Origin of the sequence: Pedobacter deserti (assembly GCF_024436415.1) — a bacterium.
GTDB lineage: Bacteria > Bacteroidota > Bacteroidia > Sphingobacteriales > Sphingobacteriaceae > Pedobacter > Pedobacter faecalis.
Genome location: NZ_JAFMZQ010000001.1, coordinates 1,024,778 through 1,040,020 on the forward strand (window position 1 = coordinate 1,024,778; position 15,243 = coordinate 1,040,020).

A 15,243-nucleotide genomic window follows, 5' to 3' on the forward strand; every position below is an offset into this window, starting at 1 on the left:
TATATGAGGATGACCGTAATGTTATAATATCAATTTCACGTCTTAAAAGACCAATGTTCCGGAAGGAGCACGAATTCTTTATTGTCTGAATTTTATATGAAACATTATGCACAACACCTTAAGCACTCAACAAATACAGTCATTTATTACCGACGGCTTTATCCGTCTGGACAACGCTTTTTCTGCCGATCTTGCTGCACAGGCGAGAGAAATTCTCTGGAAAGATATTCCTGCGAAACCCGATGACCCATCTACCTGGACGAAACCCGTGGTATGGCTCGGCATGTATACACAGGAACCGTTTGTTAAAGCCGCTAACAGCCCGGCCCTGCACAGTGCATTCGACCAGCTGGCAGGTAAAGGTAAGTGGATTCCCTGCATGAGCATGGGCGCCTTCCCGGTTCGGTTTCCCTCGGCGGTAGATTCAGGTGATACCGGATGGCATGTAGATGCCGGTTTTCCTGGCGAGGATCCGGCCGACTTTTTTAGCGCGCGGGTTAACGTGCATTCCAAAGGCCGTGCTTTGCTTATGCTATTTCTGTTCTCAGATGTGGGTGAACATGACGCACCCACCCGCATACGCAAGGGGTCGCATAATGATGTGGCCAGGCTGCTGGAGCCCGAAGGGGAGACAGGGCTTTCGTTTATGGAACTCGCGGGCAGGCTTGCCGGGTTGCCCGAACGAGAGGAAGCGCTCACCACTGGAAAAGCTGGTACCGTATATCTTTGTCACCCTTTCCTGGTCCATGCCGCGCAAAAGCATCGCGGGACGGCGCCCAAGTTTATGGCGCAACCGCCTTTGTTGCTAAGAGGTGCGTTCGATATTAAGAGGGGTGATAGTCCGGTCGAAGAGGCGATACGAAGCGCTTTGGAGCTTTGAAATGGCAATTTTCGATTCTCCAAGTGTTGAGATTTTTGCTGGGTCAAAATATCTTCGTTGAAAAAGGCCCGCGTTCGTACGGGCCTTTTTCAGTTTCGTGTTTTCGGGTCCAGAAAAAATCATTGCAAAAAAAGTTGACTGGTCTTAAAAATAAATGCAACTTTGGTGCAATTGAAAAAGAGAGGCATATTTGGTTCTGTTGATGTAACTGCAATGATAAGAGTGGTTGCTGCGGTGCTGTTGCTGCAATTTGTGTTGCAGCCTTTCGCGCAGCTTGTGCATCATCACCATCATGTATTTCAGGAGCACCATCAGCTTGGTGATCCTGACGATCTTCATAAGGTTTCCCTGACAGACAGCCACGGCCATGCTGCGGCAGATAGCAAGTGTCCCGTATGTGACTACCTGGCCCACCAACAGCCCGCAGAGGCGCCTGTTCCGGGCTACAGGTTTACTTTCTTTGAGGTCAGTTTAAAAGATAGATCTGATGCCCGCGTTTTGTTCAGCCCTCGAAGGTATACAGACGCTTCCAGCAGCAGGGGCCCGCCCCGGAGTTGATATTCCCTGTCAGTTCCGTATTCTTTAAACAACACAAAATTTAATGCTTAAACAATTACTATGTGCATTGTGCGTAGTACTGTTTTCGAATTCCTTTGCGCAGGCCCAGCTCACGATCGGCGGCAACCTGACACAAAAGGGTACAGAAACAGTATTGCCCGACGTTCAGGTACAGGCTGATGCCTATGGCCGGTTCTCGATCAGTAATGAGAAGGGCCGATACCTGATCCGCGGCTTAAAGTCGGGCCACTATACGTTGACTTACAAGCGCCTGGGTTTTCAAACTGTGGCGCTGCAAGTGAACCTCAGATCGGACACGATCATTAACCTTTCCATGGAAATGTTGTCGCTCGGCCTGAAAGAGGTTCCTGTGGTGGCAAGGCAGTCGGTTACCGGTTCGTCTTCCTTATTGGAAAAAACGGCTATACAGCATACGCAGCCAGCTAGCCTGGCCGACGCGCTTCAGCTTATCCCCGGGCAACTGGCCGTTAACCCAGATTTATCTGCCGTTGCGCAAATCAACCTGCGCCAGGTCCCCAGCTCGGCCGAGGCCGCCCGGGCCAATGCATTGGGGACAGCCCTTGTGCTCGATGGAATCCCTTTGTCTAATAACGCCAATATGCAGACCACCGTCAATATCCTGAATGCGGCACCGGGAACTTTGCCGGCCTTTGCTTCGGTGGCAGGCCGTGGCAATGATCTTCGGCAGATTCCGGCCGATCAGATCGAAAGCATCGAGGTGATACGAGGGGTTCCTTCTGCCAGGTATGGTGATCTGACCTCCGGGGCAATTGTAGTTGCTACGAGAGCGGGTGTTTTTGCGCCGGAATTTACCACGCGCGTGAATCCCAACCTGATCCAGCAATCGGCAGGCCTTGGCGTGAAGCTCGGCGCAAATGCAGGTATCGTCAGCTTTGATGGCGACCTGGCCTCCGGGAACGCCGATCCACGTGACGAGCTCTCCGGCTATAGCCGGTTTACATCGCAGTTTGCATGGACCAAGCCCTGGCTGGATAAGCAAATCCTGACGACCACCCGTCTGTCACTTTTCCAGACCAGGGATACTCATAAACAGGACCCTGCCGATCAGGCTGGAATGCGGAAGTATTCAAGCAAGGATAGGGGCTTCCGGTTGAGCAGCAACGGAAAATATGCCCCGGGCAGCATCCTGATTTCTTACTTGTCGTACGACGCCGGACTGAGCTATACCAGCCAGGAAAGCTTCCTGCAGGAGCGTGTGGTTCGTGATGTATACCCGGTGACCGACAGGGAAACGGAAGGACGGCATGTGGCCCGGTTCGGAGACAGTGAGTATCTGAGCCAGGTGCAAGTATCCGGTCGTCCCATGTCGATATACGGCCGTTTAGAGGCAGGCATGCTGAAGTTTTATAAAAAATTCAGTCCAAGGAACACTATGGGAGGCAGTTTTATTGCAGGTGCGGAGTACCGGCATGATGTAAACCGAGGTGCGGGGCGCCAGTTCGATGCGCTCCGGCCGCCAAGACAAAACTACAGTACGGGCGACCGGCCACGTAGCTATGCGGAAGTGCCGGCTATCAGCCAGCTTGCCTACTATTTGGAGGGCAGGTCGGCCGGAACGTTCCTGGGCCGCAACTATAGTTTCCATGCAGGACTTCGCTGTGACGACCTTCTCGTCCCGCGCATTAACCTCGCGGTCGAAGCCTTCTCCAATTTACGTCTTAAAGCGGGTTATGGCCTCACGGCTAAGTCGCCCACGCTCTCCTTCCTGTACCCCGGCCCACGCTATTATGACCTCCAGAATTTCAATTATTACGCGGCAAACCCGGCTGAGCGGCTTGTTGTGCTGACCACGCATGTTCGAGACCTGAACAATGAGCGGCTTAAGGCCTATACCAGCCGTAAGGCGGAGCTGGGCGCAGACTATAAGCATCCTTTTTTCCGCGGGTATGTGACGGCGTTCATAGAGCGTACCAGGAATGCTTTTGGTACCGACCGGGATGTGCAGGTTATCCAGGTAGACCAGCTGCGTGCGCTGGAATTTCCTGTCGGACAGCCGCCTGTGCTCGACCCCGTCCCCTTTGGAACAAAGGCCTTCTTTGCGGCTTATGATATGCCGGTAAATAACCGGCAAATAGAGAACCGGGGATTTGAATTCCAGCTGGAAACCAAGGCATTGAGGAGTATCAACACCTCGTTCGACGTCAGTGGCGCCTGGATCCGCACCCAGTCTTACAGCAGCGGTGATTTTATTGATGTGGCACGCAGTTTCTCCTCGGCGGAGGTCAGCAGGATCGGCATCTTTTCAAACGGCTATGAAAACAGGGTAGAAGGCACGCGCTTTAACACCAGCCTCAGGTTCATTACCCGGATTCCTGCATTTAAATTCCTGTTTTCGGGCCTTGTGCAAACCGTTTGGATGAGCAGCAACGAAAATTATAATGACGCGCCGGACGCGATCGGCTTTCTGGACAATAGCGGGAGGAAGGTTTATCTCAGCCGGGCTGAGGCAAGGTCGGAACTTTACAAGGACCTGGAAAAGCGCATCGTCTTAACCGGAACAGATTTTCAGAAACCCTTGTGGCTATTCAACGTTCGCGCGACGAAAGAGTTTAGCAACAGGAGCGGTTTATCTTTTTATATCAACAATATACCTGGCGACCGTGGACTTTTTTTCAGTGAGGTGCGCAGGGAAAATATCAAACGCAATCAGGACCTCTTCTTCGGGGCCGAATTCACCATCAAAATTTAACTACTATGCATATGAACATCACGAGAAGAAGCATTTTGCTCATCTTAATGACCGCAGCCATTATTGCAGGCTGCAAGAAACGCGAAGGAACAGAACTCCAAAAAGTTAACCTAACCGTTAAAGTCGATTTCCCTGACGGCTTCAAAAACACCGCTGCCGCTTCTGCGGAGGTGAAACTGATCAACAAAGGTACCGGAACGGTGCTCACGTCGACCACCAACGCTGAAGGTATTGCCACGTTTGCTGAAGTGATCTCAGGAACTTACGATCTGAGCAGCAGCCGGACCTTGAGCGCGGAAGAGCATGCCGCGCAGACCGGCAGTCTGCTTGCGATGTCGCTAAATGCCAGCAAACCGGATGTGCCTGTAAACCCCGGCGTATCCACGATCACGTTGAAACTCGCTGGTTCTGCGGCCGGAAACCTGGTGATCAAAGAGGTTTATTATACCGGCTCCAAGACCGCCAGCGGCGGAACCTATTTTTCTGACCAGTTTATCGAACTGTATAACAATTCGGCGGAAGTGATTTACCTGGACGGGCTATGCATTTCTGATATTTATGGCAATTCGGGGCTGATCAATACGAACTCCCTGCCCACGCCGTTCAACACTGATCATGACCACGTCTATGGAAGCAATGTATGGCGGATTCCGGGAACGGGCAAGCAGCATCCGCTGAACCCGGGAGCCAGCATCATCATCGCCCAGGATGGCGTAAACCACAAAGAGGCTACACTTAACCCGAACAGTCCGGTAGACCTGTCGAAGGCCGACTGGGAAACATATAACGAGCGGCCGGACAACCGAGATGCAGATGCTCCCGGCGTTCCAAACCTCGAACGGGTTTATTTTACGGGTGGGTTTGACTGGCTCGTCACTGTATTCGGTCCTGGCATCGTTATCTACAAGCCGCAGGATGCAAACGCTCTTGAGAAGGTTGTTGTGCCCGGAGGTACGACCCAATATGTTAAGGTTCCGAACACTATCGTATTGGACGCATTCGAGGCGCTTAAAGACGGCAATAGCGGAAGTTTTAAACGTATTCCTGCGGCGCTGGATGCGGGCTTCGGTTTTGCCTCGGGAACTTATACTGCCGAGAGCTTCCGCAGGAAACAAGCCTCGGTATCGGGCGGCCGCATTATCCTGCAGGATACCAACAACAGCGGCACTGACTTTGAAAAGCTGACGGTGCCGACCCCGAAATCATTTAAATAAACCATGAAAATAATAAACACCTTCAGGTGCTTATTCAGCACGCTGCTCCTGATGGCGGGCGGGGTAGGGGCCCAGGACCTTTCCGACAGTCTTGAACTTGTCCGCCACCAGGTTTATGGTGCAAGCTGGACGGCGACACGAAATCCGGTATGGCTCAATGAACAGTCATTGCCGGATTTCGGTGAAGCCGGATTTCATTATGAGTATGCAAAGGGCCGCTTTAAACGCCCGCAGCAAGCCCTGTCAGAAAGGGCAACGGGCTTTGGTGCTTCAGGCATCAAAACCTACAGAAGCTGGCGCTTTCAGGGCGCGGTGTCCTACCGCAAAATTGTGGACGATAGTGTGAAATACAGCTTTGCCGCCAGGCCTTTTGATGGGAATCCCTTTATGGTGGCCGACCTGGCCGGAGGCAACTGGAAAGGGGACCAGCTTGTTTCACAGTTTCAGTTTGTCACACCCAGTCTGGGCAAATGGGTTTTAGGTCTGGGCGTCGACTATGAGGCCGAGCAGAGCGCCAGGGGAAATGAGCCAAGGCCCCTGTACCGGCTGATCAACTATCGCATTAACCCGGCAGTTTCCTACCAGCTTAGCCAACACGATAGAATTAGTTTCAACGCGGCGTTCAGCAAGGTGAATGAAGTTGTGGAAATTGGCGCTTACTCGCGGAATAATCCACTGTTGTATACCCTTCGTGGCTATGGATATGCCACGGTTAGCCCGGTTGTAACAGCTGAACGGCTGAGAGGCGGCCCGGGCTGGGAGGCGGGCGCCGACTACCAATACCGGCAGGGAGGGAATGCCTTCTTTGCTTCGGCCAAATTTGGGCTTCGCCGGGAGGATGTCAGTGATGGCTATGCCGGCCTGCTCGTAGGGGGGCTTGATGAGCACCGGTGGTCTTTGATTGCACGTTTTGAGCAAGAAGGATTAAACACGGGCTGGTCGCTGGGGGCCCATGGCTGGTTTCGCGACGGAAGCGGCTATGATGAGAGTCAGCAAGCCATCAACCCGGCTTATTACCTTTCGGGCCTGAATGCCAGCCTCAACTGGTGGAAACACCGGGAGCGGGGCGATCTGCTCATTTTGAGCGTCGATCCGTCCGTTCGCTACAGCAATTATTTTGAGCAGATCGCCGAAACTGACTGGACCAGCATAATGGCCGGTGCTACCGCAGGGATAAGTTACAGGTACAGGATTTCCTCCCGGTTTTCCCTGACGGCCGAACCACGCTTAGGCTATTACCAAAACCTTTCGGCTGAATTAAAGATCAATGCCCCTCAACTTATGTCGGAACTATTGATCCGGCCCGATTATCAATTCCTGAGCAGCAGCTACCTCGAAGGTGGCTTTTGTGCACATGCCCGTTTCCGGAGTGCTGAAAGGCATTACCGGATTTCCTTGGCTTACATTACCCAGTCCCCTGCCCACCAGGCAAAGGACTATCCGTTTAACCGTACAAACCGTAACCAATTCCACGCCACATGTACCTTGATTTTTTGAAACTCATGATATGCTGCAGCCTTATACTGCTGGCCAGCATGTTCTTCAGCGGCTGCGCCATAGTGCCACACGCTGCAAATGGCCGTTCCCCGCAGGGTAAAGGTTATGAAGAACTTAGCGCGGCCGACCAGGCTCTTGCCGATACGCTGATTAAGAAAGTTCTCGATAACGAAGGGCTCTTCACTGTCATCGGACGCCTTAAGCCCATCAGTTCAGCAGGCGATATCCGCTTTAGTGTTAGAGATACGCTTACTAGCGATCGTCAAAAGCTCTTGCAGTACCAGCGCGTGCTCAACACCCTTCAGTTTGGCGACCTGGCGTTTGTGATGACTCCCTTCCGCCTGCATGAAGATGGGGAACGCCTCCTTCAGATCAACGTTTACCGGCAGAGTCTGGTAGATTCCATGGTGAGGGCGAACGCGCCATTTTATCGCGAAATGGGCTACGTGGCAGGCGCTGATGCCAGGCTGCTTATCAATACTACGGAATATGAAAACAAGCTGATCCGCTTCCGGTCCTATGGCAACCTTTTCGGTTATCCGCCACGTGCGGTCAACTTCTTTGTTGAAGCAGAACAAAGCAAAGAAAAAACCGGAGATTTTGTGGCACGTGATTTTTACCAGATACCGGTTCACAGTAATCAGAAGGGCCGTTTCGTCTATGCTCTCCCCAAGGGAAGTCAGCCTTCTGCCCGGGATGAACAGATCAAAGCCAGGGCTGCCTATTGGCTCTCGCGCTACCAGTTGTACCGTAAGAAGTACGAGAAGAGCGACCAGCGCCTGGACGCCTACAGACTTCTGAAGCATTTATTGAGGGAAGTTGAAAAATAAGATCGGATTTTTAACAGCAACGGCGTTGGTTGTGGCCAATATGATCGGCACAGGGGTTTTTACCAGTCTCGGTTTTCAGACCGGAGCTTTGCCGGACGTAACCGTGCTCATGCTCCTTTGGTTATGCGGTGGCATTGTTGCGCTGTGCGGTGGGTTCTGCTATATAGAGCTTGCAAGGCTCTTTCCGGGCTCGGGCGGCGAATACCATTATCTAAAGTCGGCTTACCACCCCTGGGCCGGCCAGATGGCAAGGATTGTCTCGGTTCTCGCCGGTTTCGCCGCACCCGTTGCCCTCAGTGCACTCGCCTTCTCTGCATATCTTGCACAGCTCCTGCAGCAAGTCGATGTTAAAGTATCCGCCATAGCGGTCATCACCGTCATCACGGGCTTTCACTGCTTTACCTTGAAACTGGGCAGCCGGTTCCAGCTCATCACTACCTTGCTTAAGTTGCTCCTCATCCTGGTATTCATCATTGCGGGACTGGCACACTCTGGGATTTCCTACAGTAAAGAACTGCAGATCTCCACAACCGCAGAGCTCGTGTTCAGCCCCGCGTTTGCCTCTTCGCTTGTGTATGTGTCGTTCGCTTATTCCGGCTGGAATGCCAGTGTCTATATTTTTGACGAGATCGCGATGCCGCTCAGGAATATACGGCTTTCCATCACGCTTGGTACCCTGCTGGTTACGGTATTGTATGTTCTCCTGAATTACATATTTCTGAAGGTTGTGCCGCTTCAGGAGCTTACCGGAGTTATTGAAGTGGGCGCACTTGCTGCCGAGAAGATTTTTGGGGCATCCGTAGCCAAGCTCGTTTCAGGTATGGTCAGTCTGCTGCTCGTATCTGGTATGAGTGCGATGATCTGGGTTGGGCCGCGCGTGATTAAGCCGGGGAGCGATGGGATACCGTTGGGTGCTGTTCTGGCACAATATTCCATTACGGTGGCCCTCGTTCTGAGCGGTGGCTTTCTCGAAATACTGGCAAACACTGCTATACTGCTCAATGTATGCAGCTGTATGGCTGTAAGTATTCTTTTGGTCAATTACCGGAAAATTCAGCGACTTGTCATTCTGCCGGCACTTGTGTTTCTCAGCGCTACGCTTTGGGCCAGCTATTATCTTTTGTTCCAATTGTTATGACTTTTCCAATGCAGATGAGGTTCTGAATGCCGACATTCCTTTTCCTCGTTTGCTTTTCCGTGCCTGCAGCCGGGGCTGATCATGCTGATCAATAGAAGGAAGGTGCCGAATATGAGTTTATGGATTTTCACGCTGGTCGATATTGTGGGTACATACCCGGTTAAGTTTCCAGTTGATGTAATGTGCAGCGGCGATGGTGATGCCGCCTAAAGGGATAAGCAGGGCTTCCGCCTCATGCCACAGGAAGTGTCCGGATGCGATGAGGGCAAATCCGCAAAGAAGGGCGAGCAGCGGCGTCGTGTTCCGGTGTCTCTTGTAGGTTGTGGATAGCGAAGTTACGGCAATGATCACCGAGAGGACGATCATGCTGGTTTCTACCCAGGGGCTGGCCAGGAACTCCATGCCGATTAGCGGCAGGGAAGTGACCATCAGGGGAAGCGCGGCGCAGTGAATGGCGCATCCCACAGAGGCTGTTATGCCGAGCTGGTCAAGTCTTTCTGATTTCAGTAGTGATTTCATGCTGCAAATATAAATGCAATTATGTTGCAAACAAGAAAAATGCACAAATTTTGAGTCAAGGCTTTGGCCTCTAGCCATCAAAGACTACTGAGGATTGCTTAAAGTCCTGAAAAGATCTGCGATGGCGATGAGCAGCCTGTTCTCCATGCTGATTTCAGAAAGTCTGCTGCTGACCACATTGTTTTCCCGGGAATTTATGACGAAAAGGGAACTCTCACCGAAAGAAAACAGGCGTTCTTCTGAAGTGAGCATAGTGGAATAGTCTTTCACAAGTTCTGATGCGGTGACTTTCTGATTTTCAAGGGCATCGATCTCGGCTTGCTGGGCCAATATCTTGTTTCTCAATGCCACACGGGCCAGGTCGAGGTCAAGTTGTCCGTCCTGTATTTTAAGTTTTGCAAGTCTTAAACCACCGCGTTCTTTTCTGAGAAATACCGGCAGACTGAAATTGACGCCAAGTTTGTAATCCTGAAAGCGGTATCTGTCCACATACCTCGGTTCAGCTAGGAAATTATAGCTTAAATCGACCTTAGGCAGCAGCAGGTTCGCCTTGTACCGGCGTTCTATCTCCAAAAGCTCAAGTTTGCCCTGTAATGCCTGTACCTTAGGATGCTCACCGAGTTGCAGCATTGCTGCTGCATCGGTTAGGTTCAGGATAGAAGCCGCATGTTCGGCGGGGTTTTCTTCAGGGACGATATTTTCGGCCAGTTCTACAGGCACGTTTTCAAGCCAGAGATAATTGGATAATTCCAGGCGTGCTTTAGTCAGCTTGAGCTGCGCATCGGCCAGACTTAGCCTGCGCGACTTCACGATCACTCCCGCTTCAATACTGTCGATCGCCGGCTTGTCCCCTGCCTGTATGAGTTTGGTGATACCCGTATATCTGACCCTTGCAAAATCAAGATAGGTTTGATAAAGCTTTACCTCGTCAAACGCACGTTTCCAGCTGAAATAGGCGAGCGACGCGGCGTAAACGGCTTCAGTAACCTGCAACTTTTGCTCGGCCGCGCTCAGTCGCAGCTGCACCTTGGCCGAGCGCAGGTCTGCCATCCTTCTGTTGACCAGTAATCCCTGTGCCAGCGGGATGGTGATTCCGGCAGAGCTGAGTCCGCCTTCAGGGGTAATGTTTTGTGGGTTGACATACTTTCCGGTACTGTTATCAAAGGCAGCTTTAATTTCAATGCCATACCATGTGGGTATTTTAAAACTGCTGTTCAGGAGCGAATAGTATCCCGTTCCTTTGAACTCTTTCTTATCGTAGTCGACCTCCAGCTTTGGGTCGAAGCCGCCGCGCGCAGCCATAAGTTCTGCTTCGGCACGGCTGAGCGTAAGATTGGCCTGCCGGGTCAGCGGATGATATTTTTTGACGTAGCCCAGGTATTCCGCAAAGCTCAGTTGCCCGGCCAAGCGCTCCTGGGCCGCTGCATGAAGCGTGCAGAGCACACATAACAGGATATAGATAACGGCTCTCATTTGTCTTTCGCCGTTTCATTTGCCGCCGCAGGCTGGTAGTAGTTGGGCGGGAAACCATTTAACGTACGCCACACTTCAAACCAGACCGGGACGGTTTCCAATAGGGCAATCGTTTGTGCCCCCGCGCCTATGCTCAGCTGCTTTGGCCATGCCGCGTCGCGCTTATCGGGGGCGATAAGCACCCTGTACTTGCCATTGGGACTTATGAAATTCTCAATAGCCACGATCCGGCCGCCAAAAGTGCCGTATGACATTCCGGGCCATCCGGAAAATACGATGGTTGGCCATCCGTCGAACCATACCCTCACTTCGTCACCCTTTTTCAGCAGGGGCAGATCGATCGGCCTTACATAGGTTTCGACCGCGATCTCATACCCGGCAGGCATAATGCTGACTATTGGCGTTCCTTCCTTGAGTATTTCGCCGATGCCCGACTGCAGCGCCCGGTTTACATAGCCGCTTTGAGGCGCTTTGATGTAGTACATGCCGTTTCTGATGGAGTAATTCACATATTGATTTTGCAGCTTGTTGACCTGGGCCTCTGTATCGAACTGGCTGCTCAATGCGGTAAACTTATCACTGCTCGACTTTGCCAGCTTTTCATTGTATTCAGCGGTTATTCTTCCGATCTCCACCTGAGCATTGATCAGGTCATTCTGCGCGGCGAGCAGTTTGTTTTCCTGCGTGATGATTTTCGCCTGGGCATCCTGCAGCTTCAGCCTTTTCTCCTCTACATCAGTAAGCGGTTTAAGGCCTTCTTTATTAAGCTGAACTGCCCGGTCAAACTGTGTGGTGGCGATCTTTAGCTGCGTTTTTACGGCTTCCAGGTCAATACTGTCGCTCTTCACCTTCAGAAGGGCCTGCCGTATTTTGTTGTTGGCCTGCTGAATTTTCAGACGTTGTTCATTCGCCAGCGCAGCCATTTGTGATTCCAGCGACTGTACTTTACTATCATAAGACTTTAATGCGTTTTTCTTGGCGTCTACCTGTTGTTTGGTGTTGTTTACCAGGTTGGGATCGAAGTAATCCTCCTTTGTTTCGGAAATAAACAATATGGTATCACCCTTTTCCACGTAATCGCCTTCCCGTACATACCACTTTTCGATACGTCCTGCAATCGCGGTATGTATGGTCTGAGGCCGCTGGTCCGGTTTCAGTGTAGTAACTGCGCCTGTGCCCGAGATGTTTTGTGTCCATGGCAGAAACAGGATCAGCAGGGCCAGCAGGCAGAGGCCAAGGATTATCCTGTTTAATATTTTATAGTGCGGCCTGTTGGATAGCTGCCGTACAGTGCTGAAATGCTGTAAGGTTTCAAGCCGAGCCTTTTTGTTGGTCGAAATATTTAGCATGGCTTATTGTTTTGTATCATGGATTATTTTTCCGTTTTCCATAGTGATCTGCCGGGTGGCCCGGGCTTCCCAATGCACGTTTGCGGAGGATACGATCACGGTCCAGGAGTTTTCCGGGGAAAATATAAAGTCGATCAGTGCTGCCGCAGCATCTCTGTCCATACGGTCGGTCGGGTCTTCAAAGAAGAGTACAGCAGGCTTATGCACGATACTGCGTGCGAGAAGTATCTTCTGAGCATTTGATGAGGATAGTTGTTTGCCTTCGGGGAAGATCTTGGTGTTCAGGCCCTCAGGCAGTGATTTGATCACCTGGCTGAGTTGAACGGCGTCGAGCGCCCATTTCAGATCTTCAGGTGATATTGCGGGGTCGCTGAAGGTGATATTTTCCAGTATTGTACCTTCAAACGGGGTTTCGCCCTGGATGATGCGGCCGATTTTTGCCCTGTAAGCAGCGCCCTCAATTTTGACGAAGGTGTCGTCGTTTACAGACAGTGTACCGGAGCTGGGTTGGAGCAGCCCGGACAGTATACGGATCAGGGTGGTTTTTCCTGCGCCGTTGTTACCTTTCAGCAGAATCTTTTCGCCGGGCGCTATAGTCAGCGAAATATTTTTCAGCGTGTCTTTTGCGGCACCGGGATAACGGAACCTTAAAGCATCAGTTTTGATCGTTATGGCTTTTTCACTGGTGATTTCCGCAGCGTCCGGTTGATCCTCTATATCCAGGTCCGTAACCTCGCCGATTTTCTCTACGGCGGTGAGCACATCGTAGAAACTCTCCAGACCCAGGATGATCTTCTCCACGGAATTGATCACCAGGAGGATGATGATCTCGGCAGCGACAAACTGGCCGATATTCATCTGCTGGTTTAATACCAGCAGGCCGCCTATAAGCAACAGACCGGCAGTGATGATGATCTTGAATACGATGAGCTGGATAAACTGGCGCCTGATAATCCCGAAATGCTTTTCCCGGTAGGTGAGGTAGCCGCCAACGATATCGTCTGTTTTAGACAGGGCAAAATTGAAATTCAGCTTTGCTCTGAAAGATGAATTATTGCGGGCTATTTCCTGAAGCCAGTCGGCCGCCCGGTACTTGTACTTGGATTCGTTGAGACTGGTTTCTAGCCCCGGGGCGTAAGAGAATTTAAAGATCAGGTAAAGCAAGCCCACCAGCAAGAGGCCAAACACAATAAAAAACGGGTGGTAAAATGACAGCAGTATAATTCCGAAGCCGATCTGAAGCAGCGCGGCTGAGAAATCGATCAGCAGCTTGGAGACCCCCTTTTGTATGGTCAGGGTGTCAAAAAAGCGGTTGGCCAGCTCGGGCGGATAGAAGTTATTGTACAGTTCATCAAAGCGTATTTTGGGCAGGCGGTACGCGAATTCAAACGAGGAACGAACAAATATTTTCTGCTGAAGATTTTCGGTAATTCGCAGTTGCATCAAAGATAGTATACCTACCAATGCCACTCCCCCAACCACGATGACAACCAGCACGATCCATGAAACGCTTACCCTGCCGCTTTGTATAAAATTGATAATGGCCTGTATACCGAGGGGAAGGGACAAGCTGATCAAACCCGCGAACAACGCGTAGAAAAAAATCTGTGTGACATCTTTCCTGTCGAGCCTCAGCAGGCTAAAAAATCGTTTGGCCGGTGTCATAAGCTATTTGTATTGCGGTTCACCAAAAGCAATCTACCTGCCAAAAATATCGGTAATAATATTATTTCGCTTATCTTGCCTGCATGGAAAAAACGACGATTGAGAGAATCATGGCGCCGGTTAGCCGTTTTGTACATCTGGAATATACGAGCGGACTTGTGCTCATGGCCGCCGTGGTGGCGGCAATCATCTGGGCAAATTCTGCTTACCACGATTTTTATGAACACCTCTGGCACATCAATTTTTCGATAGGCTTTGATAAATTTCTGCTTAGCCACCCGCTGCATGTCTGGATCAACGATGGATTGATGGCGCTTTTCTTCTTTGTGATCGGCCTTGAACTTAAGCGGGAGTTTATGGAAGGCGAGCTATCCTCGGTAAGCAAAGCCGCACTGCCGATGGCGGCGGCTCTGGGCGGGATGATCGTCCCGGCCTTGATCTATACCGCTTTTAACGCGGGCACCGAGGCCGCGCACGGCTGGGGCATCCCGATGGCTACCGATATCGCATTCGCGTTGGCTTTGCTGTCCATGGCCGGCAAAGGCATCCCAACATCAGTTAAAGTGTTTCTTTCGGCACTAGCCGTAGCAGATGATCTGGGCGCTGTTCTCGTCATTGCGTTCTTCTATACAGCTGAGATTAATTTCCTCGCGCTGGGCATCGGAGCCGCATTTCTTGGCGTATTGATATTAGGCAATATCATAGGTATCCGGGCTAGCATGTTCTATTTGATCATTGGTATCGGTGTCTGGATCGGGTTTCTGCTCTCCGGCGTTCATGCTACGATTGCGGGCGTACTGGTTGCCTTTACCATTCCCGCGGTTACCAGGATCAACGAGGAAGTGTATGCAGGTAACCTCCGTAAGCTGTCGTATGATTTTGAGTCTGACATCCCGGAGCGCGGCAAACTGATCACACCCAAGCAAAATAAGACAATACAGAGTGTTAAGCGGCTGAGTATGGCCGCTGAAACACCACTGCAGACGATAGAACATGCCCTGCATCCCTGGGTGGCCTTCGGCATTATGCCGCTCTTTGCCCTGGCAAATGCTGGTATTGTGATCGGTTCCGATTTCCTGAGTTCTGTATCGAACCCGGTTTCGTTTGGTGTTGCGGCCGGATTGATCATCGGAAAATTCATCGGCATCATGGGTTTTTGCTGGATCATGATAAAGTCAAGACTTGCCGGACTGCCGGAGGGCGCAGGCTGGAACCACCTGGCAGGCGTTTCCCTGCTGGCAGGTATAGGTTTCACCATGTCGCTTTTCATCAGCGGACTGGCCTTTAAGCATCCGGTTTTTATTGATCAGGCGAAATACGGTATCCTGATTGCCTCTGTTGTGGCCGGTATCGCTGGTACAATAGTGCTAAAGCGGGTGACGAGGTAAG

At 51.4% G+C, this 15,243-nt stretch carries 12 protein-coding genes; 8 read left to right on the forward strand and 4 right to left on the reverse strand.

From position 1 onward, the window contains the following. Positions 1-106: 106 nt before the first annotated feature. From J3P40_RS04750 to J3P40_RS04780, 7 genes are all read left to right on the forward strand, one after another. Entirely contained in the window at positions 107-880 is a 774-nt protein-coding gene (locus J3P40_RS04750; RefSeq protein WP_256003411.1) for a phytanoyl-CoA dioxygenase family protein, read from the forward strand. A gap of 171 nt (positions 881-1,051) precedes the next feature. After that, complete coding sequence (locus tag J3P40_RS04755) at positions 1,052-1,438, forward strand: DUF2946 family protein (protein ID WP_256003413.1); 387 nt, start codon at positions 1,052-1,054, stop codon at positions 1,436-1,438. Between the two features lie 43 nt (positions 1,439-1,481). Next, positions 1,482-4,169 carry a TonB-dependent receptor gene (locus J3P40_RS04760; protein ID WP_256003415.1) on the forward strand — a complete coding sequence of 896 codons (2,688 nt, stop codon included), beginning with the start codon at positions 1,482-1,484 and terminating at the stop codon, positions 4,167-4,169. Positions 4,170-4,180: 11 nt separating this feature from the next. Then, positions 4,181-5,383: a DUF4876 domain-containing protein gene (locus tag J3P40_RS04765; protein ID WP_256003417.1), complete on the forward strand. Its 1,203-nt coding sequence runs from the start codon at positions 4,181-4,183 to the stop codon at positions 5,381-5,383. A 3-nt stretch (positions 5,384-5,386) separates the two neighbouring features. Next, the gene (locus J3P40_RS04770; RefSeq protein ID WP_256003418.1) at positions 5,387-6,880 is read left to right on the forward strand and encodes a DUF6850 family outer membrane beta-barrel protein; all 1,494 of its coding nucleotides are present in this window, start codon (positions 5,387-5,389) and stop codon (positions 6,878-6,880) included. Then, complete coding sequence (locus J3P40_RS04775; RefSeq protein ID WP_256003419.1) at positions 6,862-7,710, forward strand: hypothetical protein; 849 nt, start codon at positions 6,862-6,864, stop codon at positions 7,708-7,710. The genes J3P40_RS04770 and J3P40_RS04775 overlap by 19 nt, the downstream gene beginning before the upstream one ends. Next, positions 7,700-8,848, forward strand: a complete 1,149-nt coding sequence (locus tag J3P40_RS04780; protein ID WP_256003420.1) for an APC family permease — start codon at positions 7,700-7,702, stop codon at positions 8,846-8,848. The genes J3P40_RS04775 and J3P40_RS04780 overlap by 11 nt, the downstream gene beginning before the upstream one ends. Positions 8,849-8,965: 117 nt before the next feature. Here the strand turns inward: J3P40_RS04780 and J3P40_RS04785 are convergent, their stop codons facing one another. The 4 genes from J3P40_RS04785 to J3P40_RS04800 form a co-directional block, all read right to left on the reverse strand. Further along, positions 8,966-9,367 carry a MerC domain-containing protein gene (locus J3P40_RS04785; protein ID WP_256003421.1) on the reverse strand — a complete coding sequence of 134 codons (402 nt, stop codon included), beginning with the start codon at positions 9,365-9,367 and terminating at the stop codon, positions 8,966-8,968. An 84-nt stretch (positions 9,368-9,451) separates the two neighbouring features. After that, positions 9,452-10,840 carry a TolC family protein gene (locus J3P40_RS04790; RefSeq protein ID WP_256003422.1) on the reverse strand — a complete coding sequence of 463 codons (1,389 nt, stop codon included), beginning with the start codon at positions 10,838-10,840 and terminating at the stop codon, positions 9,452-9,454. Next, entirely contained in the window at positions 10,837-12,189 is a 1,353-nt protein-coding gene (locus J3P40_RS04795; protein ID WP_256003423.1) for an HlyD family secretion protein, read from the reverse strand. Before J3P40_RS04795 ends, J3P40_RS04790 begins: the two co-directional genes overlap by 4 nt. 3 nt (positions 12,190-12,192) lie before the next feature. Continuing rightward, positions 12,193-13,854: a peptidase domain-containing ABC transporter gene (locus tag J3P40_RS04800; RefSeq protein ID WP_256003424.1), complete on the reverse strand. Its 1,662-nt coding sequence runs from the start codon at positions 13,852-13,854 to the stop codon at positions 12,193-12,195. An 83-nt stretch (positions 13,855-13,937) separates the two neighbouring features. On the opposite strand from J3P40_RS04800, the gene nhaA reads away from it, so the two are divergent. After that, on the forward strand, positions 13,938-15,242 hold the full coding sequence (gene nhaA, locus J3P40_RS04805; RefSeq protein WP_256003425.1) for a Na+/H+ antiporter NhaA: 1,305 nt from the start codon (positions 13,938-13,940) through the stop codon (positions 15,240-15,242). Position 15,243: the final 1 nt, after the last annotated feature.

What these genes read in the sequence shown, in the direction of transcription:
- J3P40_RS04770 (WP_256003418.1), top strand. Translation starts at nt 5,387, where the DNA reads ATGAAAATAATAAACACCTTCAGGTGCTTATTCAGCACGCTGCTCCTG.
- nhaA (WP_256003425.1), top strand. Translation starts at nt 13,938, where the DNA reads ATGGAAAAAACGACGATTGAGAGAATCATGGCGCCGGTTAGCCGTTTT.
- J3P40_RS04795 (WP_256003423.1), bottom strand. Translation starts at nt 12,189, where the DNA reads ATGCTAAATATTTCGACCAACAAAAAGGCTCGGCTTGAAACCTTACAG.
- J3P40_RS04790 (WP_256003422.1), bottom strand. Translation starts at nt 10,840, where the DNA reads ATGAGAGCCGTTATCTATATCCTGTTATGTGTGCTCTGCACGCTTCAT.
- J3P40_RS04785 (WP_256003421.1), bottom strand. Translation starts at nt 9,367, where the DNA reads ATGAAATCACTACTGAAATCAGAAAGACTTGACCAGCTCGGCATAACA.
- J3P40_RS04800 (WP_256003424.1), bottom strand. Translation starts at nt 13,854, where the DNA reads ATGACACCGGCCAAACGATTTTTTAGCCTGCTGAGGCTCGACAGGAAA.
- J3P40_RS04775 (WP_256003419.1), top strand. Translation starts at nt 6,862, where the DNA reads ATGTACCTTGATTTTTTGAAACTCATGATATGCTGCAGCCTTATACTG.
- J3P40_RS04760 (WP_256003415.1), top strand. Translation starts at nt 1,482, where the DNA reads ATGCTTAAACAATTACTATGTGCATTGTGCGTAGTACTGTTTTCGAAT.
- J3P40_RS04750 (WP_256003411.1), top strand. Translation starts at nt 107, where the DNA reads ATGCACAACACCTTAAGCACTCAACAAATACAGTCATTTATTACCGAC.
- J3P40_RS04765 (WP_256003417.1), top strand. Translation starts at nt 4,181, where the DNA reads ATGAACATCACGAGAAGAAGCATTTTGCTCATCTTAATGACCGCAGCC.